The organism is Vagococcus humatus (assembly GCF_003950325.1).
GTDB lineage: Bacteria > Bacillota > Bacilli > Lactobacillales > Vagococcaceae > Vagococcus_C > Vagococcus_C humatus.
The window spans coordinates 585,308-607,086 of the sequence record NZ_PXZH01000001.1 but is presented as its reverse complement, the minus strand read 5'-3'; the positions used below and the strand labels follow the sequence as shown (position 1 = coordinate 607,086).

Here is a 21,779-nt window from a genome sequence, read left to right as displayed (position 1 = left end):
TCATAAGACTTGTGGGAAAGGAGAAAATAGCGTGAAGAAAAAAGTTTATTCAGTTGTTTTTTGGTTAGTGTTACTAGGCTATCTTGCTATATTATTAAACACAGTATTTTTCTTTCGAATTGGTAGCCAGGTGAGAAGTGTTAATTTAGTTCCTTTTCAGTCAATTAAGAGTTATTTATTTGTTGATAATGGTTTTGGGACCATTCGTTTAATAGATATGAATATTTGGGGAAATATTTTGATGTTTGTGCCTTTAGGTGTTTATCTTTCGACATTATTTCCTAAAAAAGCTTGGCAAAAACTATTTGGTTTAACAGTGTTAACGAGTTTAGTAATTGAAATAATTCAATATTTCGCTTCTTTAGGTAGTAGTGATATAGATGACATCATCCTAAATAGTTTAGGTGGCTTAATTGGTATAGGCTGTTATCATTTGTTAAATAAATTAACCCATCATGAAGAAAAAACAGCCAAGTGGGTCACGATCATTAGTGGTGTGGTTGGTATTCCAATTATTCTTTTAGAAATTCTTCTTTTAATAGCTAATTAATAAAAAGAGTGGTTAGTTTATAAAAAACTAACTACTTTTTTTATTGAGGAAGAAATAGATAGCTTTTTTTCTCGGAATATGATATAACCTATTTAGATAAAATTCTAAATAGGTTAGGAGGGAGTTAGTTGGGTGTCTCAGAAACTTTTAAGGCTTTAGCTGCTCCGGAGCGAAGAAAAATTTTAGACTTGTTAAAACATGGCAAGTTATCTGCTGGAGAAATTAGTAAGCAATTTGAGATGAGCGCTGCAACCATTTCATATCATCTAACGGTATTAAAAAAAGCTGATTTAGTAACGGAAAGTAAGTATAAAAATTATGTGTATTACGAGCTAAACACATCTGTGGTAGAAGAGGTCATGATGTGGTTTACTGAGCTGAAAGAAGGAAAATAACATGTCTCAATATAAAAAAAGTATTGCTATAACTAGTTTAGTTATTTTATTTCCAATATTAGTTGGGTTATTTTTATGGAAACGTCTGCCAGAGACTATTCCTACTCATTTTAATCAATACAATGAAGTTGACGGAGTAAGTAGTAAAATGTTTGCTGTGTTTGGTATGCCAGTTATTTTATTAGGTTTTCATCTGTTTTCTGTTTTTATGACATTAAAAGATCCAAAGAAAAGCCAAATAAGTCCTAAAATGTTTCGAGTAGTCTTATGGATCATACCGGTTATTTCTGTCATGATGACAAGTATTAGTTACGGAATGGCTTTAGGTTATCCTATTAATGTAGGCTTTATTGTGAAATTATTCTTAGGTATTTTATTTGTGATAATTGGTAATTATCTGCCTAAAGTGAAGCAAAATTATACAGTAGGTATTCGTCTTCCTTGGACTTTAAACAGTTCTGACAATTGGCAAAAAACTCACCGATTTGCTGGTAAAGTTTGGGTTATTACAGGATTATGCATGATTTTAAGTAGCTTCTTTTTTGTTATTTGGAGTTTTTTAATTTTAACTGGGGTAGCTATTATTTTGCCGACTCTTTATTCTTATTTGCTTTATAAAGCAGAGTTAGGTCATTAAATAAAAGGAAAAACACTCACACATGATTTCTAAGTCAAGTGTGAGTGTTTGTTTGTCCAAATAATTAATGATTAGGAAAGAAGACTAATTTGCTATAATTTTTTAGTACCCATAACACACTTATAGTGGCTATAACTAATTCTATTAAGAGGATCATAGAAAAAACTTGTCCTAACTGTGGCCAGAAATGAGTGAAATAAACACTACTCATTTTCATACCAGTCGCTGAGATAACTAATGGAAAAGTCAAACCTACTTGGGCAGGTGAGAAGGGTAAGCGGACAAGTTTAGGTAATTGAAAAAGAACGTATACATATAAAGCACTAGCTAATAATAGTTGGAACATGACAAAGGCCATATTTTTTGTTTCAAAAACACTTAAATAGCCTGCTAAATTTAGGGAAGCAGGGGCTGCCATAATTCCAATGGTATAAGCTAAGGGTTTAGGTAAGGGCATCTTTTTCAAACGTTTAATTATAATAGGCAATAAAATAAAGAAAGCGATAAAACCAAACCAAAAAATAAGTTTACCTAAAAGAAAGGCTTGGAAAAGTGGGGCAGTCATTGATACAGTAACAATCCCTACATAAACAATAAACCAAGAAGGTAAGACTAGCTCCAACTTTTTTTTACGGGCAAAGGTTGCAGTAAAATAAATAATTAAAGCAAGTTGAATGATTAATCCAAGACCCCAAATTCCTTTTGAAAGTAGGGGAGAATAAGCCATCAAGGGCTTGGCTGAAAGAATAAGTCCCATACTAAAGGTACCAAAAGTTGAAGCAATCGGAACTAAGGTCATTTGCTCTTGAAAAGCAGCAAAATTTCCTAAGATTTTCATCCCAATAGCTAGTAATATTAGTAGACCAACTACTAGAAAAATATGAGGTAAAATAGGTAAGTTACTATATAAATTAGCTAATCCAATACAACTTAACCCAAGAGCAGATGCAGGTAAGGGCAGAGCATTTAAATATTTTTTCATGCTAAGCCTCGCTAGCAGGTTTTTCTACTTGAAGGATTGGGGCAGTAGCTAAATCAATTTTACCTTTTTCGATTAATTCATTCACAACCCAAACAGCTACATTACCAGTAATGGCAATACAGTGTTGTTTTCTTCCTTCTGATTTAAAGTCATCTCCTGCCCATTGTCTTGTGATAACTCGGCAACAGCAAGAACGGTATTCTTCTTTGACATAGTCATGAAGGCCTTTAGCTATCTCAAACATCTCTGGATCCATTGGTTCACCTTTTTTACGACCGTAAACCATACCTAAACCAATTTGGCCACCAGAAACAGCTCCGCATAAGCATTGGGCTTTTCCCATACCAATCGGAAAACCAGAGGCTAAGCGGACAACATCATCCTCATAAGGTTTACCTAATACATCATTGATTGTTTCAACTACTGCTTCCGAACAATAATAAGTTCCAGAGCGAAAATATTCTTCAGCAACTTCTCTTACCATTTCTAAATAGGCTTGTTTTTCCATAAAATAGGGCTCCTTTAAAATAAAAATTTGTTGTGTTCATTATATCACTAACCTAATAGTAGCTAAGCAATTAAGATATGTTTTTTAGCTAATATTAATCTAATTTTTAACTAGTCGTGTTAGTAAAATAACATAAAAAAAGGAAAGATGATCATCATCTTTCCTTTTAGCTTAGTTAATAGATTAGCTCTTAGTTACGAGTATCTTTTTTCATTGTGCCAATAATTATTGAGCTAACTAGGGAACCTAGTAAAACAAATAAAAGGAACAATAAAGGTTTATTGATTAACAAAATAACAAAGATTCCTCCGTGAGGTGCCATAAGTTTAATGCCAAAACCACTAACCAATGCTCCGGTTAAAGCAGAACCAACAACAAATCCTGGAATCATTCGCAAAGGATCGGCAGCCGCAAAGGGAATCGCTCCTTCAGTAATAAAAGAAGCTCCCATAATAACATTGGTTAAACCAGCTTGTTGATCTTTTTCACTAAATTTTTGTTTAAAGAAACGAGTGGCAAAAAAGATAGCAAGGGGAGGAACCATTCCTCCAGCCATCACTGCAGCCATCATAGGACTTCCTCCAGTAGCAACTGTTGTAGCTAGTGTTCCTGTACCAAAAACATAAGCAGCTTTATTAATAGGACCCCCTAAGTCAATAGCCATCATCCCTGCTAATAAAGCACCAAGTAGAGCAGCGTTTGCGCCAGACAAACCGTTTAAAAAGTTATTTAATCCATTGTTAATAGCCTGCATAGGAATGTTAACTAATAACATCAAACCACCTGTAATAATCACACCAAAAACCGGATAGAATAAGATAGTTCTAATACCTTCTAAGGATTTAGGTAGTTTTCCTAGTAAGTGTTTCAACCCAATCATCACATATCCTGCAATAAATCCACCTAGTAAAGCTCCTAGAAAACCAGCCCCACCAGTAGCAGCTAAAGAACCAGCCACAAAACCAGCCACTAAACCAGGACGATCTGCAATACTTTGAGCAATAAAACCAGCTAAAACAGGTAACATAAAGCCAAAAGCAGCTCCGCCAATTTCTTTCATCCAAGCAGCAGCTTGATGATAGCTACCTAATTCGCTTAAATGGGCTTGAGGAACCCCCATAAATTGGTCAATCATAAAGGCTAAGGCGATAGCAATCCCACCACCAATAACAAAAGGCAGCATATGACTAACACCGTTCATTAAATGTTTATAGATTTGTGAACCAAGTGAACCAGTTGTATCAGAGCTAGCTTCTTTTTGGGTTTTATCTTGAGCTTTAGCTCGGTAAATAGGTGCTGAGCCGTCTAAAATAGTTTGAATTAATTGCTCAGGCTTTCTAATCCCGTCACTTACTGGACGATTAATTAAAGGTTTTCCGTCAAAGCGACTCATGGCTACTTGCTTATCTGCTGCCACAATAATCCCTGTCGCTTGGTTAATATCTTCTTCTGTTAAAGCGTGTTTAATCCCATCTGATCCATTAGTTTCTACCTTTATCCGAATGCCCATCTCTTTAGCTTTTTCTTTTAAAGCGTCTTCTGCCATATAAGTATGAGCAATTCCAGTTGGACAAGCAGTGACTGCTAAAATATAAGGGGTATCTTGGCTAGCTATTGGTTCTTGTTGGCTAGCTGCTTCTTTTTGATCCAGTTGTTTTTCTGCTTGATCAAACAAGGTAAAGACTTGTTCAGCTGTGGTTGCCTGTTTCAAGTCATTCACAAACTCTTGATGCATTAATAACCGACTTAAAGCAGCTAAAGCTTTTAAGTGAGTGTCGTTAGCTCCTTCTGGTGCTGCAATCATGAAAAATAAATAAGTAGGTTGTCCGTCTAAGGCTTCGTAATCGACTCCTTTTTGACTTTTGGCAAAGAGAACAGTCGGCTCTAGGACTGCACTATTTTTAGCATGAGGCATGGCAATTCCGTCACCTAAGCCAGTTGTAGTTTGAGCTTCTCTATCTAAAATACCTTGTTTAAAAACAGCGTCATCAGAAATACGGTGAGCTTTTTTTAAAGTGGCTACCATTTCATCAATGGCTTCTCTTTTCGTTGTAGCAGCTAAATCTAAAATCATCGTATCTGGGGTAAAGAGTTGAGTCATTTTCATAAAAAAACCTTCTTTCTAGATAATTAGTAACAGTGAATAGCAACAGTGTCATAAACGTCTTGAATGGCTTGGTAAGTAGCTAAATCATCAGAAAAAGCAGTAGCACTACCACAAGCTACACCATAACGAAAGGCTTCTTCTGGTTGGTTAGTTTGCTGTAAACCATGAATAAAACCAGCTACCATGGAATCGCCAGCACCAACAGAATTTTTAAGAATGCCTTTAGGGGCGCTAGCATAATAAATATGTGTAGCAGTAAACAGTAAGGCACCTTCACCACCAAGAGAAACTAAGGCTTGTTGCGCTCCCATTTCTACTAGTTTTTTCCCATATGGAAAGATATCTTCAAGGGATGAGAATGTTACTTGGAACATATCCGCTAATTCATGATGATTAGGTTTTACTAATAAGGGTTTTTCTTTTAACGCCTGCAGCAGCGAGTCACCAGTTGTATCAATGACAAATTCCCCTTGTTTTTCTTTGACTAACTGAATGAGTTCAGCATAAAAATGACTAGGTAGACTAGGTGGCATACTGCCAGAAAAAACAACAATATCTCCTTTAGTCACCTGATTAAGTTGTTCTTTAAATTGTTGTATTTCTTCAGAAGTTAATTTGGGCCCGTTTCCATTAATTTCTGTTTCTGTTTGACTTTTTAATTTAATATTAATCCGAGTGTCATCAGCAATCTGGGTAAAGGTTGTTTGAATACCTTCTTTTGTTAACCAATCTTGAATAAATTCTCCAGTAAATCCACCTAAAAAGCCTAAAGCAAGGGAAGGGGTACCTAAGCGATTTAAAATACGTGAAACATTAATTCCTTTTCCACCAGGTAATTTAATGGTTTGCTTGGTTTTATTTAGTTGTCCTTCTTTAAAATCATCGACGTGAACAATGTAGTCAATAGAAGGATTTAACGTAACGGTATAGATCATGACATAAACTCCTTTATAGTTGTTTTTTGTGTAAAGCTGTCCAAGACTTCTTTTGGACAATAATCCGTTAAAATAGTGGCCTTATCTAAAGTGGCAACTTGAGCAAACGAAGTACCACCAAACTTAGTATGATCTACTAGTACCCAAACATTTTCAGCCTGATTCATCGCAGTGCGTTTCATCGTGGCTTCTTCTATGTCTGGAGTAGTATAACCATAATCAGCATGTAGATTATTCATACCCATAAAAGCGTGATCTAGTCTGAATTGTTCCAGTTGTTTGACACTATGAGCCCCAATGATTGCTTGGGTGGATAACTTAATCATGCCCCCAATGATAATAGTTGCCAGCTGATAGTCAGCTAATAAAGTGGCATGTTTGACCGAATTAGTCACTACTAATAAGTCTTTATCTTTTAAATAAGGAATCATTTCATAAGTGGTAGAACCAGCATCTAAATAAATAATATCTTGGTCTTTGACTAAGCTGGCAGCAGCTTGAGCAATAAGTTGTTTTTCTTGAGTGTTTTTGACCGATTTTTCTAATAGGTTTTCTTCAGCGTCCACTTTGGCGATTAACTTGGCTCCGCCGTGAATACGAATCAATTTACCTGCTGCTTCTAAATCACTTAAATCCCGTCTAATAGTTGATTCAGATGTTTGTAAGCGAGTGACTAAATCATGAGATTTAACAATTTTTTCTGTAGCTAAATAATCAAGGATTCGTTGTTGTCTTTCTTCAGTAAGCACATACATCATTCCTTTCCCCTACATAATAGCATGCTAAAAACCAAAAAACAATCATAAACAGTCTAAAACGGTAAAAATCATTCACAGGACAAATTAATAGGTTATTAATAAGAAAAGAAAAAAATAAATAAAAAATTTTCAAAAAAAGATTGCAAAATAGAAAACAATCCCATATACTTTGATTATCAAATGATTTGATTATCAAAGTATTAACGATAATCATTTATGAGATAGGAGATTATCATGGAAGCGAGTTTAAAAGAAATTAATGATTATTTAGTCAGTGTGTTTAACGACATTATGACGATTGAAGAAACTGAACTTAAAAAAAGTCAGTTTAGTGATTTAAGCATAAAAGAGATGCATACGATAGAAGCTATTGGTCTACATAATCAAAAAACAGCCACTGAGGTAGCTAAAGAGCTTTCCATTACTGGAGGAACTTTAACCATTGCTATTAAAAACTTAGTTAAAAAAAGGCTATGTGGAAAGAGTTCGCAATGAACAAGATCGGCGAGTGGTTCATCTGAAGTTAACCAATCGTGGAAGATTATTCTACCGAGTTCATCAAAAGTTTCATCAAACTATGGTGAATGCTGCCCTTAAAGGTCTTGATACAGACGAAAGGCAAGCGGTAGTTAAAGGGTTAAAAAATTTACATGATTTTTTACATGAAAGTTATGAGAAGTAGAGAGGTTAGAGCATGACAACGTATCCAAGAATAACTCAAACTGCTAAATATCTCCCTGACAAATGTGTGACTAATCAAGATTTACCTAGTTGGTTAGAAACTTCTGATGAATGGATTTTATCTCGCACAGGTATTGGTCAACGATTTATTGCTGAAACAGAAAATACGCATGAATTATGCACGAAAGTCGCTCAAAAATTGTTAAAAAAAGCCAATCTATCTCCCTTAGATCTTGACTTTATTATTGTAGCAACCATGACAGGAGATTTTGGAATGCCGTCGACTGCTTGTTTAGTTCAAGGAGAAATTAAGGCAACCCAGGCTATGTGTTTTGACATTAATAGTGCTTGCTCTGGCTTTGTTTATGGCTTATCCCTTGGAGAAAAATTAATTCAAAGTGGTTCTTATCAAAAAGGACTAGTCATTGGAGGAGAAGTGATGTCTAAACTTCTTGACTGGCAGGACCGAAGAACTAGTGTGTTGTTTGGGGACGGAGCAGCAGGAGTGTTACTTGAAGCAGTAGCAGGAAAGTCGCAATTTTTAGCTGAAAAATTAGGAAGTGATGGTTCCAGGGGACAGGCGTTACAAGCACGCCCATTTCTGATTAACAACCCTTGGGTAAAACAGGAAGAAAGGTTAAGCCCATACTTAACTATGGATGGTCGGCAAGTGTTTCAGTTTACATTGAATACTGTAACAGAGAACATTTCCACTATTTTAAAGGATAACCATTTATTACCAACTGATTTAGATGCTTGTTTACTTCATCAAGCTAATTTACGCATAGTGGAAGGAATTAGTCATAAGACGGAGATTCCATTAGCTAAATTGCCAGTTAATATGGAAAGGTATGGGAATACATCCGCAGCATCCATTCCTATACTGCTAGATGACTGTGTGGAACAAGGTATTCTAAAGCTAGGTTCTGAGCAAAAGGTTTTGCTCACTGGATTCGGAGGTGGCTTGACTTGGGGAAGTATATTACTCTCTCTTTAGCCAAGCTTCATCATAAATAAAATAAAAAATGACTAAAATTTTGGAGGAACATCATGACAACATTTGAAAAAATTCAATCACTTATCGTAGATCAATTAGGAAAAGAGGAAGCAGAAGTTCAAGCAACTACTTCTTTCCGTGAAGATTTAGAAGCAGATAGCTTAGATATTTTCCAAATTATGAATGATATTGAAGATGAATTTGATGTGCAACTAGAAACAGACGAAGGTTTATCTACAGTACAAGACCTAGTTAATTACGTTGAAGCACAATTAAACAATAAATAATCATCTTACTTAAAGCCTACTCAAATCTATCACTGATTTGAGTAGGATAATTTTTAGTCTAAAATAAGCCCACTCATCTAAATAGTGGCTTTAATCTGATAAATTGGAAGGACAACCGCATGAAAAAATCGATGATTTGTGAGCTATTAGGAATTGAGTATCCGATTTTTCAAGGAGCTATGGCATGGGTAGCAGAAGCTACTTTAGCTAGTTCTGTATCAGAAGCAGGTGGCTTAGGTATTATCGCTTCTGGACATGCTCCAAAAGAATTTGTACATAAACAAATCCAAAAAGCCAAACAATTAACTAACAAACCTTTTGGAGTCAATATAATGTTAATGTCTCCTCATGTGGAAGACATTGTTGACTTGGTTTGTGAAGAGAAAATAAAAGTAATTACTACTGGAGCCGGTTCTCCAGCTAAATATATGCAAAAATTTAAAGAAGCAGGGATTATTGTGATTCCCGTTGTGGCTTCTGTTGCTTTAGCACGCCGTATGGAAAAAGACGGAGCTGATGCAGTAGTAGTTGAAGGCATGGAAGGAGGAGGTCATATTGGGAAAAGTACTACTATGACCTTAGTTCCTCAAGTAGTTGATGCAGTGACAATCCCAGTGATTGCAGCAGGGGGAATTGGAGATGGTAGAGGTGTTGCTGCTGCCATGTTATTAGGAGCAGAGGCTGTTCAATTAGGCACGCGCTTTTTAATTTCTAAAGAATGTACCGCTCATGAAAACTATAAACAAGCGGTTTTAAAAGCCAAAGATATCGACACAGATGTCACTGGACTTTTAACTGGCCACCCTGTTAGAGGTTTACGAAATAAATTAACTAGAACGTATCTAAAAGCAGAGCGAGAAGAAGGCGGTAAGGCTGAACCAAATTGGGACAGATTAGAAGATTTAGGGAATGGGGCATTAAAACGGGCTGTAGTAGACGGAGATACCCAAAACAGTTCTATGATGTCTGGTCAGATTGCAGGGATGTTTAAGCAAGAAAATCAAACCTGTTCTGATATTATTCAAGAATTAATGACTGGCTGGGAAGATCAATTAAACCAGTCGACGCTAAAATGGATGGAGAGATAATTGATGAAAATTGCTTGTTTCTTTAGCGGACAAGGTGCTCAGTATACAGGGATGGGAGAAGAATTGTATCATCACTTCCCTAAGTTTAAAGAAATTATTCACCAAGCTAATCACTGGCTGCCTGAAACTTATGAATCCTTAGTTTTTCAACCAACAGATAAGTTGAATGATACCGCCTATACCCAGCCTTTAATTTATACCATGAGTGTGGCTGCTTATGCCTTACTACAAGAAGCAGGGATAAAAGCAGATATAGTAGCTGGTCTAAGCTTAGGTGAATACGCAGCTTTAACTGCTAGTGGCACACTTCCTTTTGAACAAGGCCTGCCTTTAGTTATGGCTAGAGGAAAGATTATGTCACAAGGGATTCCCCAAGGTGTTGGGAAAATGGTAGCAGTTCTAAATACGCCTAAAGAAGTTATTCAAGAAGTTTGCGACTTAGCTTCTAGTGAAGGGGTAGTAGTTCCTGCTAATTTTAATACGGAAAAGCAAGTCGTTATTGGTGGTGACACTAGCGGAGTGACTCAGGCTGTTCAACTATTAAAAGATAGAGGATACAAAAAAGTCTTGCCACTAAAAGTGAGTGGTCCTTTTCATACACCTTTATTAGAACCGGCTTCTCACTTATTTGCGAAGTCTTTAGATCAGGTGACATTTCAGCCTTTACAACTGCCTATAGTCAGTAATGTGACAGGGGACATCACCACAGATGAAAAACAACTCCCTCATCTTTTAACCCAACAAATGTATCAAGCCGTTCAGTGGGAAAAAACGATGGAGACTTGCTTTAAAACTGGGGTAACTCATGTGATTGAAGTGGGACCAGGCAAAGTATTAAGTCAATTTGTCAGACAAACCAACCGAGAAATAAAAGTATTACAGGTGGAGAATCTTGCTTCTTTTGAAAAAACAATCGAAGAGCTTCAAGCTTCTCAATTAAAGGAGACACATTATGTGGGAAAATAAAACAGTGATAGTAACAGGGAGTACCAAAGGAATTGGCAGAGGGATTGCTGAGGCCTTTGCTAAAGCTGGGGCTAATCTTGTGTTAAATGGTAGACAAAATGAAGCGCCAGACTTGTTAGCAAGTTTTGCTGCTTATAAGGGACAAGTTATCTACGTTCCAGGAAATGTTCAACATTTAGAAGATGCTAAAAGAATTATCAAAGAAGGAATGAACGCATTTGGTCAAATTGATGTACTAGTAAATAATGCTGGTATTACCCAAGATACTTTGTTACTTAGAATGAAAGAAGAGCAATTTGAACAAGTGATTGATGTGAATTTAACTGGTAGTTTTCGCATGATTCAACAAGTGACACCAATTTTAATGAAACAACGTTTTGGCACGATTATTAATATAGCTAGTGTGATTGGGGAAGTTGGTAATGTGGGACAAGCTAACTATGCTGCTAGTAAAGCAGGCATGATTGGGTTAACCAAATCAGTTGCTAAAGAGTTAGCCTCACGCCAAATTACTTGTAATGCTATTGCACCAGGTTTTATTGAAACAGATATGACAGAAGCAATGAATGACAGAATGAAAGAAACCATACAAGACCAAATTCCTTTAAAACGATTAGGAAGTCCAGAAGATGTAGCGAAAGTGGCTTTATTTTTAGCAGAACATCGGTATATAACTGGGCAAGTAATCAATGTAGATGGCGGTATGGTGATGCAAGGTTAGGGAGGTCAATATGAAACGTGTAGTGATTACAGGTGTAGGAGCGATTACGCCTTTAGGAAATACAGCCCATGAATTTATGGCTAATGTGTTAAAAGGTCAAGTTGGTATTCAACCGATTGAAAAATTTGATGCCACAGATACAGGAGTAACAGTTGCAGCAGAAGTTAGAGATTTTGATCCGACATTATATATGGATAAAAAAGAAACGAAACGGATGGATTTATTTTCTGTTTATGGAGTAGCTGCAGCGAAGCAAGCATTTTTTGACAGTCAATTAAATCTTGAGCAACTGGATGTTCACCGCTTTGGCGTGATGGTTAGTTCAGGAATAGGTGGCATGACCACTATTCAAGATCAAGTTATTAGAATGCATGATAAAGGACCTAAACGAGTGGCACCATTTTTTGTTCCTATGGCGATTGGGAACATGGCTGCAGGCAATATTGCCATTCATGTGGGAGCTAAGGGAGTGTGTAGTTCAGTAGTGACAGCTTGTGCTTCAAGTACTAACGCTATTGGAGATGCTTTTAGACAAATTAAACATGGTTACCAAGATGTGATGTTAGCAGGAGGAGCAGAGGCAACTATTTGTGAGATTGGCATAGCAGGCTTTGCTGCTTTAACTGCTTTAACAAAAGAAACAGATCCTAAAATTGCTTCTCGTCCTTTTGATCAAAATCGTAGTGGTTTTGTTATGGGAGAAGGCGCAGGGGTGTTAGTTTTAGAAGAGTTAGAGCATGCGTTAAATCGCGGAGCTAACATTTACGGTGAAGTGGTAGGATACGGGTCAAACTGTGATAGTTATCATATTACCAGCCCAAATCCAAATGGACACGGAGCAGGTCGTTGTATGGAACTGGCTATGGCAGAGGCAGGTATTACGCCAGAAGAAGTGGATTATGTGAATGCTCATGGAACTAGTACTCCAACCAATGACGGAGCAGAGACCACAGCAATTAAATACGCTTTAAAAGAAGAAGCTTATCACACTAGTATTTCAAGCACCAAAAGTATGACGGGACATTTGTTAGGAGCTGCAGGCGTTGTAGAAGCATTGGCGTGCGTTGCCGCAATTCAACATGACTATATTCCACCAACAATGGGACTTGAAACACCTAGTGAAGATTGTGATTTAGATTATACACCAAAACAGGGAAAAAGTAAGCCAGTACGCTATGCGTTAAGTAATTCTCTTGGTTTTGGGGGACATAATGCAGTGATTTGTTTGAAAAAATGGGAAGGAGCTGAAAAGGAATGAACATAGAAGAAGTCAAAGAATTGCTTCAATTAGTTGATGAATCAGATGTTCAGTACTTTCAGTGGCAAGAAGATACTAGTTCTTTAATTTTAAGCAAACAGTCGCAAAATGAAACAAGGGAACAGGGTTCTTTACCAGAAAAAGAAAAAACAGCAGTTAATTTAAGTCAACCGAAAAAGGTTCAGACTAAACCTGCTGAAGAAGTGACTGCACCGATTACCAAAGAAGTGGTAGGAGAAGTGATTACCTCTCCTCTTGTAGGAGTCGTTTATTTAAGTAGCTCTCCGGAAGCTCCTCCTTATCAAAAAATAGGGAGTCACGTTTCTAAAGGAGACGTGCTATGTATTGTAGAAGCAATGAAAGTGATGAATGAAATACCTAGCACAGTGGCTGGGGATATTTTAGAAATATATGTAAAAAATGAAGAAGTAGTGGAATACGGACAACCTTTGTTCCGTATTGGCTAGGAGGAAAATCATGCAATTAAATGTACAAGAAATTATGGAAATTATTCCCAATCGTTATCCTATTATGATGGTAGACAAAGTAATTGAGTTAATCCCAGGAAAACGAGTGGTCGCAATAAAAAATGTTACTTATAATGAACATTTCTTCCCTGGACATTTTCCAGGGGAACCAGTGATGCCAGGAGTGTTAATTTTAGAAGCTTTAGCTCAAACTGGTTCTATTCCTTTACTGAAAACAGAAGAGTTTGAAGGGAAAACAGGTTACTTAGGCGGCATTGACAAAGTGAAGTTCCGTCAAAAAGTCGTACCTGGAGATGTATTAAGAATGGAAATGGACATTATTAAACAAAAGAAAAATATTGGGGTTGGAAAAGCTGTCGCCTATGTAGAAGATAAAAAAGTATGCGAGGCATTAATGACCTTTATTATTGGGGCATAGGAGCTGATTAGAGTGTTTCAAAAAGTATTGATTGCTAATCGGGGAGAAATTGCTGTTAGAATTATTCGTGCCTGTCAGGAATTAGGCATTGAAACAGTTGCGGTTTATTCACAAGCAGATAAAGAAGCGTTACATGTACTGTTAGCTGACGAAGCTTACTGTATTGGACCTGCTAAAACAACTGAATCCTATTTAAATATGCAACAATTATTAAGTGTGGCTATGGTATCAGGAGCCCAGGGTATTCATCCTGGGTTTGGTTTTTTATCTGAAAATGCTCAGTTTGCTGAAATGTGTGAAGAATGTGGGTTGATTTTTATAGGACCTACTAGTCAAACCATTCGAGATCTAGGAGATAAAGTTGCAGCTAGACAAATCATGATTCAGCATAATGTACCGGTAATTCCAGGTAGTGATCAGGGAATTTACACCTTAGAAGAAGCCCAAAAAATAGCGAGAGAAATTGATTTTCCTATTATGTTAAAGGCAGCTTCTGGTGGTGGCGGTAAAGGGATTAGACGTTTAAATAATTTAGCTGAATTGACAGAGCAATTTAACTCAGCCCAGAAAGAATCTTTGGCAGCTTTTGGTGATACCACCATGTATATCGAAAAAATTATTGACCCAGCGAAGCATATTGAAGTCCAAATATTAGGGGATCAATTAGGCCATGTGATTCATTTAGGTGAACGAGATTGTTCTTTACAGCGCAACAACCAAAAAGTCATGGAAGAAACGCCTTCCCCTACGTTGGATGAAAAAACTCGGTCAGCTATTTGTCAAACAGCGTTGACAGCAGCTCAGGCTGTGGCGTATCAAAATGCAGGCACAATTGAGTTTTTAATGGATGAGTCAGGGGAGTTTTATTTTATGGAGATGAATACCCGTATTCAAGTGGAGCATCCCATTACTGAAATGGTGACAGGAGTAGATATTGTCAAAGAACAGCTTCAAATAGCTTATGGGTATCCTTTAAGTTACCAACAAGAAGATATAAATATCACTGGTCATAGTATCGAGTGTCGGCTTAATGCAGAAAATCCTGCTCAACAATTTGCCCCTTGTCCAGGAAAAATCAACCAGTTAATGTTGCCAAGTGGTGGATTAGGCTTGCGAGTCGATAGCGGCATGTATGAAGGGTATCAAATTCCGCCTTTTTACGACTCTATGATTGCCAAAGTGATTGTGCATGGTAGAGATCGGTCGGAAGCTTTGAATAAAATGCAACGAGCATTGGCAGAGTTTTCCGTAGAGGGAATTGAAACCAACCAAGAGTTTCAATTTGATTTAGTGAGTCATCCAGATGTAGTGGCAGGAAATTATAATACTCGGTTTATTCAAGAAGTTTTTTTAAGTGAGTGGCTGAGTGAATCAAAGTAGGTGAATAAATCTATGGGTTTTTTTAAGAAACGTAAAAAGAGACAATATATAACTATTACGCCTAAAAAGGAGCGGTCTTTACCTCCTACCTATGTTCAGCCTAATGTTCCAGATGATATGTGGCAAAAATGTCCAAAATGCCAAAAGATTATTTATCAAAAAGATTTAGGGCAGGAAAAAATATGTCCAAGTTGTCACTATTGTTTTCGGTTAACAGCTATGGAAAGGTTGGCTTTACTGGTAGACTTAGATAAGTTTACACATTGGGATGAAGATTTGGCGATACAAAATCCACTAGATTTTCCTCAATACGAAGAAAAAGTGAGACAAACCCAAGAAAAAACTGGGCTCCATGAAGCCGTCGTAACAGGGCAAGGCTACTTAGGGGAGTACCCTGTGGTGATTGGTGTAATGGATAGTCGCTTTATCATGGGAAGTATGGGAAGAGTAGTTGGAGAAAAAATAACGCGAGCTTTTGAAAGAGCTACTGAAGCAGGTTTACCAGTTGTGTTATTTACCGCTTCAGGAGGAGCTAGAATGCAAGAAGGAATTTTTTCTTTAATGCAGATGGCTAAAATTTCTTTTGCTCTACAACGCCACCACGAAGCAGGCTTGTTGTATATATCTGTTTTAACAGATCCAACAACAGGAGGGGTAACAGCTAGTTTTGGTATGGACGGAGATATTATCTTAGCTGAACCTGAAGCGATGATTGGTTTTGCTGGCAGAAGGGTGATTGAACAAACGATCAAACAAAAGTTACCTGATGAGTTTCAGCGGGCAGAATTTTTACTGGAAAAAGGTTTTGTAGATAAAGTGGTTCCTCGGCGTGAATTACCTTTATTATTAGCTAAATTAATTGCCTTACACCAACCTTATCTTTCTAAAGAGAAAAAGGAGGAAACGAATGACTGAGACACTTTCTGCTCAAGAGATTGTTGCGCTAGCAAGACACCCTCAGCGAGTGACACCTCTTGAATATTTAGAAACATTGTTTGATGAGTTTATTGAATGTCACGGAGATAGATACTACGGAGATGATCAAGCAGTTGTAGGAGGGATTGGTTTTTTTCAGGGACAGCCTGTGACCGTTATTGCCATTCAAAAAGGGCGCAATTTAGAAGAAAATATCACGCGCAATTTTGGTTGTCCCCATCCAGAAGGTTACCGAAAAGCTTTACGCCTAATGAAACAAGCGGAAAAATTTCACCGACCAGTCATTCTTTTTGTCAATACCCCTGGTGCTTTTTGCGGAATTGAAGCAGAAGAACGAGGCGAGGGAGAAGCAATTGCTAGAAATTTAAGAGAAATGAGTCAGTTAAAAACCCCTATTATTTCTATTTTTACAGGGGAAGGTGGAAGTGGGGGAGCTTTGGCTTTAGGTGTTGCTGATAGAGTTTGGATGTTAGAGTATAGCATTTACTCCATTTTATCTCCAGAAGGATTTGCTTCTATTTTGTGGAAAGATAGCACAAGAGCAGGAGAAGCTGCTGAGGTAATGAAATTGACTGCTAAAGAATTAGCTAAGTTTCAGATTGTTGAAGAAGTCATTCCAGAAAGTAAAAATGGACGACGGTTAAGCCAATTAGCTATTAATCATCAGCTGACTAGGCTTTTAAAGAAACATTTAAAAGAGTTACAAGAGTTAGATACACAAGACTTACTAAAACAACGTTACGAACGCTTTAGAAAGTTTTAAGCATAAGTAAAACAACCTGTTAAGAAGTGTGAACATTTCTTAACAGGTTGTTTTTATTTTTATTAGGCTGGTAGTTTTTTAGTAATCAAACGAGTGAATAAAAGTAGCAAGATAGATTGACTGCTTAAAACTAACCAGTAAGTATTTGGATGTTTGTAAATGTAGATAGCAGTATTTATGATAGTGGTTATAACGTTATCTGGGAAATTTCCTGCACTACTAATGATTAGAATACCTAACACAATAAAGAAGCCTATAACTGTTAACAAGACTTTTATCGGAGAAAAGCGAATGGACAGACTTGCTAGAAACCAAGCACCTACCATCGTAGTAAAGCATTCTAACCAATGATATAAAGCATTTAATAATAGGTTAATGGACTGATCTGAATGAAAGCTAATGATCTTTGTGTGATCAGAGACTTGAGTAAATTGACTAAAAGCTAAGGGATACAAGTAATTAAATAGTAAGATAGCTAGTAAACTAACACATAAAATCGTTAGTAGATTAGCGACAAATTGGGTTTTTCTGGAAATCTGAAACTGAGCAAAAAGATAATGGTTTTGCATAATCAGGGAAAACATAAATGCCCATAAGATAAAAGTAATACTAGAAGATAAATTTGTTACCATTATAGGTGGCAAAGATAAGTCTTGATAAAAAATAAACTGTAAAACTAAGGGTAGAATAAAGGACAACGTAATGATTCCTATCAAAGTTCCTATTAGAACTTTAAAAAAATAACGGAGATTATAACGTAAAACCGGTTTAAGCTTCATGATAATCTAAGCCTCCTCTAGTAGTGGTTAATTCAATGAAGACACGTTGTAAGTCAATAGGACTTTTTTGAATAGTATCCGGTAAATCTGTTAATTCTTTTGTATCATAAATATAAACGGTGAACTGGTTGCCTATTCGTTCACTGCCAATCACGTGATAATTGGACATAAAGGCTTCGATGTCTTCTTGGTTGCCAGTTAAAGCATAAGAATGAGCTAAAAGATTTTCAACGCTATCGGCTAATTTAATCTGACCTTGGTCTAATAAAATGACTTGATCCATAATTTGAGCTAATTCATCAATTAAATGAGTGGAGATAATGAAGGTTCTTGGTCGTTTAGCGAAAGTAGTAAGCAATTCTTTATAAAAGATTTCTCGGTGATTAGCATCTAATCCTAAAGTCGGTTCATCTAAAAAGATAAAGGAAGCAGGAACACAAAGAGCTAAAATAATATTAAAAATAGTTTGATAGCCTGTAGATAATTTATCGATTCGCGTGTTTACATTTAAATCGAACACACGAATTAAATGTTCGCAAAGTTCTTGATCAAAGTCAGGATAGAATTGATTGGCTAGTCTAATATATTTTTTTACTTTGCCTTTCTCATCTTTTCTCATTAACGTAGTGTGGTTAGCTAAAAATAGTTGTTCTAAGCCGTCATCATCTTCTAAAACCGGTTTGCCATCTAATAAAACTTGTCCTCTATCAGGGGTTAATCTATTATTAATTAAGTTGAATAAGGTACTTTTCCCTGAACCGTTTCGGCCTAATAACCCGTAAATATGAGGGCCTTCTAACACAAAGGAAATATCTTTTAATACTTGTTTCTTTTTAAAGCTTTTGTCAAGGTGACTAATGATAAGTGGATTCATTTGGATACCTACTTTCAATAAGAGTTTGTAAGTCTTTTTTAGAAATATCTAGTTGCCAAGCTTCGTTCACAAAAGTTTGCAGAGTTACTTGGGTAAACTGTTTTTTTCGTTTTGCTAAAATAATGGCACTAGCTTCAGGGGTAACGAACATGCCTAAGCCTCTTTTTTTCTCTAAAATTCCTTCTTGAACCAATAAATTCATTCCTTTTAGCACAGTAGCTGGATTTAGACGATAAGCAGTAGAAATATCAGTAGTTGAGGGAACTTGTGTATTGGCAGGAAAACTTTTTTGTAAAATACCTGCTTCAATTTGAGTCGCAACTTGTTGATACAAAGGCATAGTGCTATCAAAATTAAATTCCAAAGAGATAACCTCCTTTAGATAATTGGTTAATCAGTCATGTAACTAACTGATTATGTGCTATTTATTATAAAAGAGATAAAAGGATCTGTCAATATTTTTAGTTGAATAAAAATGAAGAAAAAAAGGGTCAAATAAGAGAAAAAATGATACAGTAAGAATAACTTAAAACATGTTAGAGAAGTCTTTTAAATAGGAGAAGCAGAGAAGAAAGAGATGAAAGAAATTTGAGAAAATTAGTGGCACAGTGGCAAGAAAGTCGACAAGAACATGAAGGTTGGCTAGAGTGGTTGCTTTACCGAAAATTATCTACAACCAGTAAAGTCTTACTAGGAATAGGGTTGACTATTTTGTGGTTAAAATATGCTTTTAACTTAGTGGTAATGGTTCGCTTTTTTGAGGTAAGTTTGGCAATCGCTATGTTACTAGGAATAGGTTGGGGGATAAAAAAAGGGTATCAGCTGTTAAAGAAAGTGAGTAAAAAAAGAAGCTAGGGAAAAATTCCTAGCTTCTTTTCTATTAAGACAATACTTTACTTAAAAAGTTTTGAGTTCGAGGGTTTTTAGGCTGAGTAAAAATCTCTTCAGGAGTTCCTTGTTCTTGGATAACTCCTTGATCCATAAAGATAACTCGGTCAGCTACTTCTTTAGCAAAGCCCATTTCATGAGTGACGATAGCCATCGTCATACCAGATTCGGCTAAACTTTTCATAACGTCTAAAACTTCGCCAACCATCTCTGGATCCAGTGCAGAAGTAGGTTCGTCAAAAAGCATGACATCTGGATTCATGGCTAAAGCTCTAGCAATTGCTACCCGTTGCTTTTGTCCACCAGATAAACTATTAGGATAAGTTTGGGCTTTTTCTTTTAAGCCAACTCGGTCTAGTAACTCTAAGGCTGTTTTTTCTGCAGCCGCGGAGGTTTCTTTTTTTACTTGAATAGGACTAATAGTCAAGTTTTCTAATACAGTTTTATGAGGGAATAAGTTAAAGTTTTGAAATACCATTCCCATTTTTTGACGTAACAGATTAATATCTGTTTTAGGATCTAATAAATTTTTACCTTCAAATTCAATAACTCCTTCATTGGGTTCTTCTAATAAATTTAAACATCGTAAAAAGGTACTTTTACCACTACCAGAAGGGCCAATGATAACCACTACTTCCCCTTTTTCAATCGTTAAATCAATTCCTTTTAAGACTTCATTTTGACCAAATGATTTATGAATGTTTTGTATATTAATCACTTGTGCTCATTCTCCTTTCAGCTAAACCTAATAAACGTGACAATGTAAATGTTAAGGCAAAGTAAATCAAGGATACAACCACAATTGGTAAGAATGGTTTAAAACTTGCTCCTTGAACCACTCCTGCTTGGAACATTAATTCTGAAACACCAATAACAGATACAACAGATGATTCTTTAATAACTGTGACAAATTCATTCCCTAGGGCAGGTAAAATATTTTTAATGGCTTGAGGTAAGATAATGTGTTGCATAGCTTTTCCGTGATTCATTCCAAGTGAACGAGCTGCTTCGTATTGACCTTTATCTACAGCTTTAATACCAGCTCGAACAATTTCAGCCACATAAGCACCACTGTTTAATGACATAGCAATACAGCCAGCTGCTAGAGCATTAACATTTAGTCCAAGAGTAGCTGTTCCAAAGTAGACTAAGAAAATTTGAACTAATAAAGGAGTTCCTCTAACGTATTCGATATAAATAACTGCAATAGCTTTTAAGACTTTTAATTTAGATAATTTCATAAGAGCAAGTAGAACACCTAAAACAGCGCCAAATAATACACCGATAAAGGCTAGAAAAATAGTATAACCAATTCCTTTAGCATAAAAAGAACCATATTTTTTAAAGAAACTTTCATCTTCAAACATGTAGCCAGAAACTTGTTTGTTATATTTAGTCATTAAATCTTGATCGTTAACTTCTTTAACAATATTGTTAACTTTTGGTAATAAAGCAGTAGCTTCTTTTGGCATGGCAATACAAGAGCCACCAGGTTTGTCATCTTTAAATTTGACATCAGAAACCGCTAAAGCTTTATTTTGATAGACGTAAGCTTCAGCTACTGGCGCTTCCATCACTGCCCCAGCAATTTTTTGAGTTTGTAGTTGCATAATCATATCGGTTACTTTAGGCAAGGAAACAACTGTTGAGCCAGTTAATTCTTTTTTAGCTAAATCTTCTTGAATTGATTGTTTTTGTGCAGCTACTTTTTGACCGGAAAAATCTTCTGTTGTTAAATATTTATCTTGATCTTTTTTCAGTACCACTACTTTTTGATCGATAATTAAGTAAGGGTCAGAAAAGGCTGCTTCTTTTTCCCGTTCAGGAGTAGGTGTCATGGCTGAAATAATCATATCGATTTTTCCTGTTTTCATAGAACCTAATAAAGCATCAAAAGAAAGTTCGCGGATTTCTAATTCAACCCCTAATTCTTTTGCAATTTTTTCAGCAAGTAAAATATCAGAACCTACAACAGTATCCTTCCCTTTGACTTTAGCATGAAATTCATAAGGGGGATAGTCAGCAGTTAAACCAACTACTAATTTTTTCTTCGTTTCAATTTTTTGATAAACTGGGTCTTCTTCTTTAGCTAAAGAAGTCATTGGTAAAAATAAACCGATTGTCATTAAACTTAGACAAAAGATAAAGATCCCTTGAGATATTTTTTTTAACATACGAGATTCGCTCCTTTTTTATTTATAGTGAACACTATACATGTTTATTAATAAATATGCAATAAAAATTCTAAAATTTTTATATTTATACATAAAAATACATAAAGTTGCATAAAATAGCGATTACAAACAGAAAAAATGCATAAAAAAAACACCCAGATACCGCTGGGTGCTAAGGAGATTGTTATTTACTTTGGAGGAGTAAATAA

The 21,779-nt window shown here is 36.1% G+C and carries 25 protein-coding genes and 1 pseudogene; 16 read left to right on the top strand and 10 right to left on the bottom strand.

Annotated elements, in window-relative coordinates; genetic code table 11:
- Window positions 1–31: 31 nt before the first annotated feature.
- The 3 genes from C7P63_RS02930 to C7P63_RS02920 all read left to right on the top strand — a co-directional run bounded on the left by C7P63_RS02930 (window position 32) and on the right by C7P63_RS02920 (window position 1,582).
- On the top strand, window positions 32–550 hold the full coding sequence (locus C7P63_RS02930) for a VanZ family protein (protein ID WP_165863755.1): 519 nt from the start codon (window positions 32–34) through the stop codon (window positions 548–550).
- Between the two features lie 128 nt (window positions 551–678).
- Window positions 679–945 carry an autorepressor SdpR family transcription factor gene (locus C7P63_RS02925; protein WP_125942662.1) on the top strand — a complete coding sequence of 89 codons (267 nt, stop codon included), beginning with the start codon at window positions 679–681 and terminating at the stop codon, window positions 943–945.
- Window position 946: 1 nt separating this feature from the next.
- Window positions 947–1,582, top strand: a complete 636-nt coding sequence (locus tag C7P63_RS02920) for an SdpI family protein (RefSeq protein WP_125942661.1) — start codon at window positions 947–949, stop codon at window positions 1,580–1,582.
- A 64-nt stretch (window positions 1,583–1,646) separates the two neighbouring features.
- On the opposite strand, the gene C7P63_RS02915 is transcribed toward C7P63_RS02920, so the two are convergent.
- From C7P63_RS02915 to C7P63_RS02895, 5 genes are all read right to left on the bottom strand, one after another.
- On the bottom strand, window positions 1,647–2,564 hold the full coding sequence (locus tag C7P63_RS02915; RefSeq protein ID WP_125942660.1) for a TDT family transporter: 918 nt from the start codon (window positions 2,562–2,564) through the stop codon (window positions 1,647–1,649).
- Window position 2,565: 1 nt separating this feature from the next.
- Window positions 2,566–3,072 (bottom strand): C-GCAxxG-C-C family protein, encoded by a 507-nt coding sequence (locus C7P63_RS02910; protein ID WP_125942659.1) that lies wholly within the window; start codon window positions 3,070–3,072, stop codon window positions 2,566–2,568.
- Between the two features lie 190 nt (window positions 3,073–3,262).
- Window positions 3,263–5,179, bottom strand: coding sequence for a PTS fructose transporter subunit IIABC (locus C7P63_RS02905; RefSeq protein WP_125942658.1), 1,917 nt, complete (start codon window positions 5,177–5,179; stop codon window positions 3,263–3,265).
- 23 nt (window positions 5,180–5,202) lie between these two features.
- Window positions 5,203–6,114 carry a 1-phosphofructokinase gene (gene pfkB / locus C7P63_RS02900; protein ID WP_125942657.1) on the bottom strand — a complete coding sequence of 304 codons (912 nt, stop codon included), beginning with the start codon at window positions 6,112–6,114 and terminating at the stop codon, window positions 5,203–5,205.
- Entirely contained in the window at window positions 6,111–6,863 is a 753-nt protein-coding gene (locus C7P63_RS02895) for a DeoR/GlpR family DNA-binding transcription regulator (protein ID WP_279386791.1), read from the bottom strand. Before C7P63_RS02895 ends, pfkB begins: the two co-directional genes overlap by 4 nt.
- 243 nt (window positions 6,864–7,106) lie before the next feature.
- On the opposite strand from C7P63_RS02895, the pseudogene fabT reads away from it, so the two are divergent.
- From fabT to C7P63_RS02835, 12 genes and pseudogenes are all read left to right on the top strand, one after another.
- A pseudogene (fabT, locus tag C7P63_RS02890) lies at window positions 7,107–7,554 on the top strand (fatty acid biosynthesis transcriptional regulator FabT).
- A gap of 12 nt (window positions 7,555–7,566) precedes the next feature.
- Window positions 7,567–8,550, top strand: coding sequence for a beta-ketoacyl-ACP synthase III (locus tag C7P63_RS02885; RefSeq protein ID WP_125942656.1), 984 nt, complete (start codon window positions 7,567–7,569; stop codon window positions 8,548–8,550).
- A gap of 53 nt (window positions 8,551–8,603) precedes the next feature.
- Window positions 8,604–8,837, top strand: coding sequence for an acyl carrier protein (locus C7P63_RS02880; RefSeq protein ID WP_125942655.1), 234 nt, complete (start codon window positions 8,604–8,606; stop codon window positions 8,835–8,837).
- A 119-nt stretch (window positions 8,838–8,956) separates the two neighbouring features.
- Window positions 8,957–9,925, top strand: a complete 969-nt coding sequence (fabK, locus tag C7P63_RS02875) for an enoyl-[acyl-carrier-protein] reductase FabK (RefSeq protein ID WP_125942654.1) — start codon at window positions 8,957–8,959, stop codon at window positions 9,923–9,925.
- A gap of 3 nt (window positions 9,926–9,928) precedes the next feature.
- Window positions 9,929–10,891 carry an ACP S-malonyltransferase gene (gene fabD / locus C7P63_RS02870; RefSeq protein ID WP_125942653.1) on the top strand — a complete coding sequence of 321 codons (963 nt, stop codon included), beginning with the start codon at window positions 9,929–9,931 and terminating at the stop codon, window positions 10,889–10,891.
- A complete protein-coding gene (gene fabG / locus C7P63_RS02865; protein ID WP_125942652.1) occupies window positions 10,875–11,612 on the top strand; it encodes a 3-oxoacyl-[acyl-carrier-protein] reductase in 738 nt (245 codons plus the stop codon). The genes fabD and fabG overlap by 17 nt, the downstream gene beginning before the upstream one ends.
- A 10-nt stretch (window positions 11,613–11,622) precedes the next feature.
- Window positions 11,623–12,870, top strand: coding sequence for a beta-ketoacyl-ACP synthase II (fabF, locus tag C7P63_RS02860; RefSeq protein ID WP_125942651.1), 1,248 nt, complete (start codon window positions 11,623–11,625; stop codon window positions 12,868–12,870).
- The gene (gene accB, locus C7P63_RS02855) at window positions 12,867–13,337 is read left to right on the top strand and encodes an acetyl-CoA carboxylase biotin carboxyl carrier protein (protein WP_125942650.1); all 471 of its coding nucleotides are present in this window, start codon (window positions 12,867–12,869) and stop codon (window positions 13,335–13,337) included. The genes fabF and accB overlap by 4 nt, the downstream gene beginning before the upstream one ends.
- Window positions 13,338–13,347: 10 nt before the next feature.
- Complete coding sequence (gene fabZ / locus C7P63_RS02850) at window positions 13,348–13,776, top strand: 3-hydroxyacyl-ACP dehydratase FabZ (RefSeq protein ID WP_125942649.1); 429 nt, start codon at window positions 13,348–13,350, stop codon at window positions 13,774–13,776.
- Between the two features lie 12 nt (window positions 13,777–13,788).
- Window positions 13,789–15,156, top strand: a complete 1,368-nt coding sequence (gene accC / locus C7P63_RS02845) for an acetyl-CoA carboxylase biotin carboxylase subunit (protein WP_125942648.1) — start codon at window positions 13,789–13,791, stop codon at window positions 15,154–15,156.
- Window positions 15,157–15,168: 12 nt separating this feature from the next.
- Window positions 15,169–16,071: an acetyl-CoA carboxylase, carboxyltransferase subunit beta gene (accD, locus tag C7P63_RS02840; RefSeq protein WP_125942647.1), complete on the top strand. Its 903-nt coding sequence runs from the start codon at window positions 15,169–15,171 to the stop codon at window positions 16,069–16,071.
- Complete coding sequence (locus C7P63_RS02835; RefSeq protein WP_125942646.1) at window positions 16,064–16,855, top strand: acetyl-CoA carboxylase carboxyltransferase subunit alpha; 792 nt, start codon at window positions 16,064–16,066, stop codon at window positions 16,853–16,855. The genes accD and C7P63_RS02835 overlap by 8 nt, the downstream gene beginning before the upstream one ends.
- A gap of 62 nt (window positions 16,856–16,917) precedes the next feature.
- Here the strand turns inward: C7P63_RS02835 and C7P63_RS02830 are convergent, their stop codons facing one another.
- Genes C7P63_RS02830 through C7P63_RS02820 form a run of 3 tightly spaced genes read right to left on the bottom strand, consistent with a single transcriptional unit; the run spans window position 16,918 to window position 18,872 of the window.
- Window positions 16,918–17,634, bottom strand: coding sequence for a hypothetical protein (locus C7P63_RS02830; protein WP_125942645.1), 717 nt, complete (start codon window positions 17,632–17,634; stop codon window positions 16,918–16,920).
- Window positions 17,624–18,508 (bottom strand): ATP-binding cassette domain-containing protein, encoded by an 885-nt coding sequence (locus C7P63_RS02825; RefSeq protein WP_125942644.1) that lies wholly within the window; start codon window positions 18,506–18,508, stop codon window positions 17,624–17,626. The genes C7P63_RS02830 and C7P63_RS02825 overlap by 11 nt, the downstream gene beginning before the upstream one ends.
- Window positions 18,489–18,872, bottom strand: a complete 384-nt coding sequence (locus tag C7P63_RS02820) for a GntR family transcriptional regulator (RefSeq protein WP_125942643.1) — start codon at window positions 18,870–18,872, stop codon at window positions 18,489–18,491. Before C7P63_RS02820 ends, C7P63_RS02825 begins: the two co-directional genes overlap by 20 nt.
- A 224-nt stretch (window positions 18,873–19,096) precedes the next feature.
- Here C7P63_RS02820 and C7P63_RS02815 point away from each other — a divergent pair, with 224 nt between their 5' ends.
- Complete coding sequence (locus C7P63_RS02815; protein WP_125942642.1) at window positions 19,097–19,363, top strand: hypothetical protein; 267 nt, start codon at window positions 19,097–19,099, stop codon at window positions 19,361–19,363.
- A gap of 25 nt (window positions 19,364–19,388) precedes the next feature.
- Here C7P63_RS02815 and C7P63_RS02810 read toward each other — a convergent pair whose 3' ends face one another.
- Both C7P63_RS02810 and C7P63_RS02805 read right to left on the bottom strand, forming a co-directional pair.
- Window positions 19,389–20,114, bottom strand: coding sequence for an amino acid ABC transporter ATP-binding protein (locus C7P63_RS02810; RefSeq protein ID WP_125942641.1), 726 nt, complete (start codon window positions 20,112–20,114; stop codon window positions 19,389–19,391).
- A complete protein-coding gene (locus C7P63_RS02805) occupies window positions 20,107–21,570 on the bottom strand; it encodes an ABC transporter substrate-binding protein/permease (protein ID WP_125942640.1) in 1,464 nt (487 codons plus the stop codon). The genes C7P63_RS02810 and C7P63_RS02805 overlap by 8 nt, the downstream gene beginning before the upstream one ends.
- Window positions 21,571–21,779 lie beyond the last annotated feature (209 nt).

What these genes read in the sequence shown, in the direction of transcription:
- pfkB (WP_125942657.1), bottom strand. Translation starts at nt 6,114, where the DNA reads ATGATCTATACCGTTACGTTAAATCCTTCTATTGACTACATTGTTCAC.
- fabF (WP_125942651.1), top strand. Translation starts at nt 11,623, where the DNA reads ATGAAACGTGTAGTGATTACAGGTGTAGGAGCGATTACGCCTTTAGGA.
- fabD (WP_125942653.1), top strand. Translation starts at nt 9,929, where the DNA reads ATGAAAATTGCTTGTTTCTTTAGCGGACAAGGTGCTCAGTATACAGGG.
- accD (WP_125942647.1), top strand. Translation starts at nt 15,169, where the DNA reads ATGGGTTTTTTTAAGAAACGTAAAAAGAGACAATATATAACTATTACG.
- fabK (WP_125942654.1), top strand. Translation starts at nt 8,957, where the DNA reads ATGAAAAAATCGATGATTTGTGAGCTATTAGGAATTGAGTATCCGATT.
- C7P63_RS02825 (WP_125942644.1), bottom strand. Translation starts at nt 18,508, where the DNA reads ATGAATCCACTTATCATTAGTCACCTTGACAAAAGCTTTAAAAAGAAA.
- C7P63_RS02835 (WP_125942646.1), top strand. Translation starts at nt 16,064, where the DNA reads ATGACTGAGACACTTTCTGCTCAAGAGATTGTTGCGCTAGCAAGACAC.
- C7P63_RS02920 (WP_125942661.1), top strand. Translation starts at nt 947, where the DNA reads ATGTCTCAATATAAAAAAAGTATTGCTATAACTAGTTTAGTTATTTTA.
- C7P63_RS02885 (WP_125942656.1), top strand. Translation starts at nt 7,567, where the DNA reads ATGACAACGTATCCAAGAATAACTCAAACTGCTAAATATCTCCCTGAC.
- C7P63_RS02905 (WP_125942658.1), bottom strand. Translation starts at nt 5,179, where the DNA reads ATGAAAATGACTCAACTCTTTACCCCAGATACGATGATTTTAGATTTA.
- C7P63_RS02880 (WP_125942655.1), top strand. Translation starts at nt 8,604, where the DNA reads ATGACAACATTTGAAAAAATTCAATCACTTATCGTAGATCAATTAGGA.
- C7P63_RS02805 (WP_125942640.1), bottom strand. Translation starts at nt 21,570, where the DNA reads ATGTTAAAAAAAATATCTCAAGGGATCTTTATCTTTTGTCTAAGTTTA.
- C7P63_RS02830 (WP_125942645.1), bottom strand. Translation starts at nt 17,634, where the DNA reads ATGAAGCTTAAACCGGTTTTACGTTATAATCTCCGTTATTTTTTTAAA.
- accB (WP_125942650.1), top strand. Translation starts at nt 12,867, where the DNA reads ATGAACATAGAAGAAGTCAAAGAATTGCTTCAATTAGTTGATGAATCA.
- C7P63_RS02915 (WP_125942660.1), bottom strand. Translation starts at nt 2,564, where the DNA reads ATGAAAAAATATTTAAATGCTCTGCCCTTACCTGCATCTGCTCTTGGG.
- C7P63_RS02910 (WP_125942659.1), bottom strand. Translation starts at nt 3,072, where the DNA reads ATGGAAAAACAAGCCTATTTAGAAATGGTAAGAGAAGTTGCTGAAGAA.
- fabZ (WP_125942649.1), top strand. Translation starts at nt 13,348, where the DNA reads ATGCAATTAAATGTACAAGAAATTATGGAAATTATTCCCAATCGTTAT.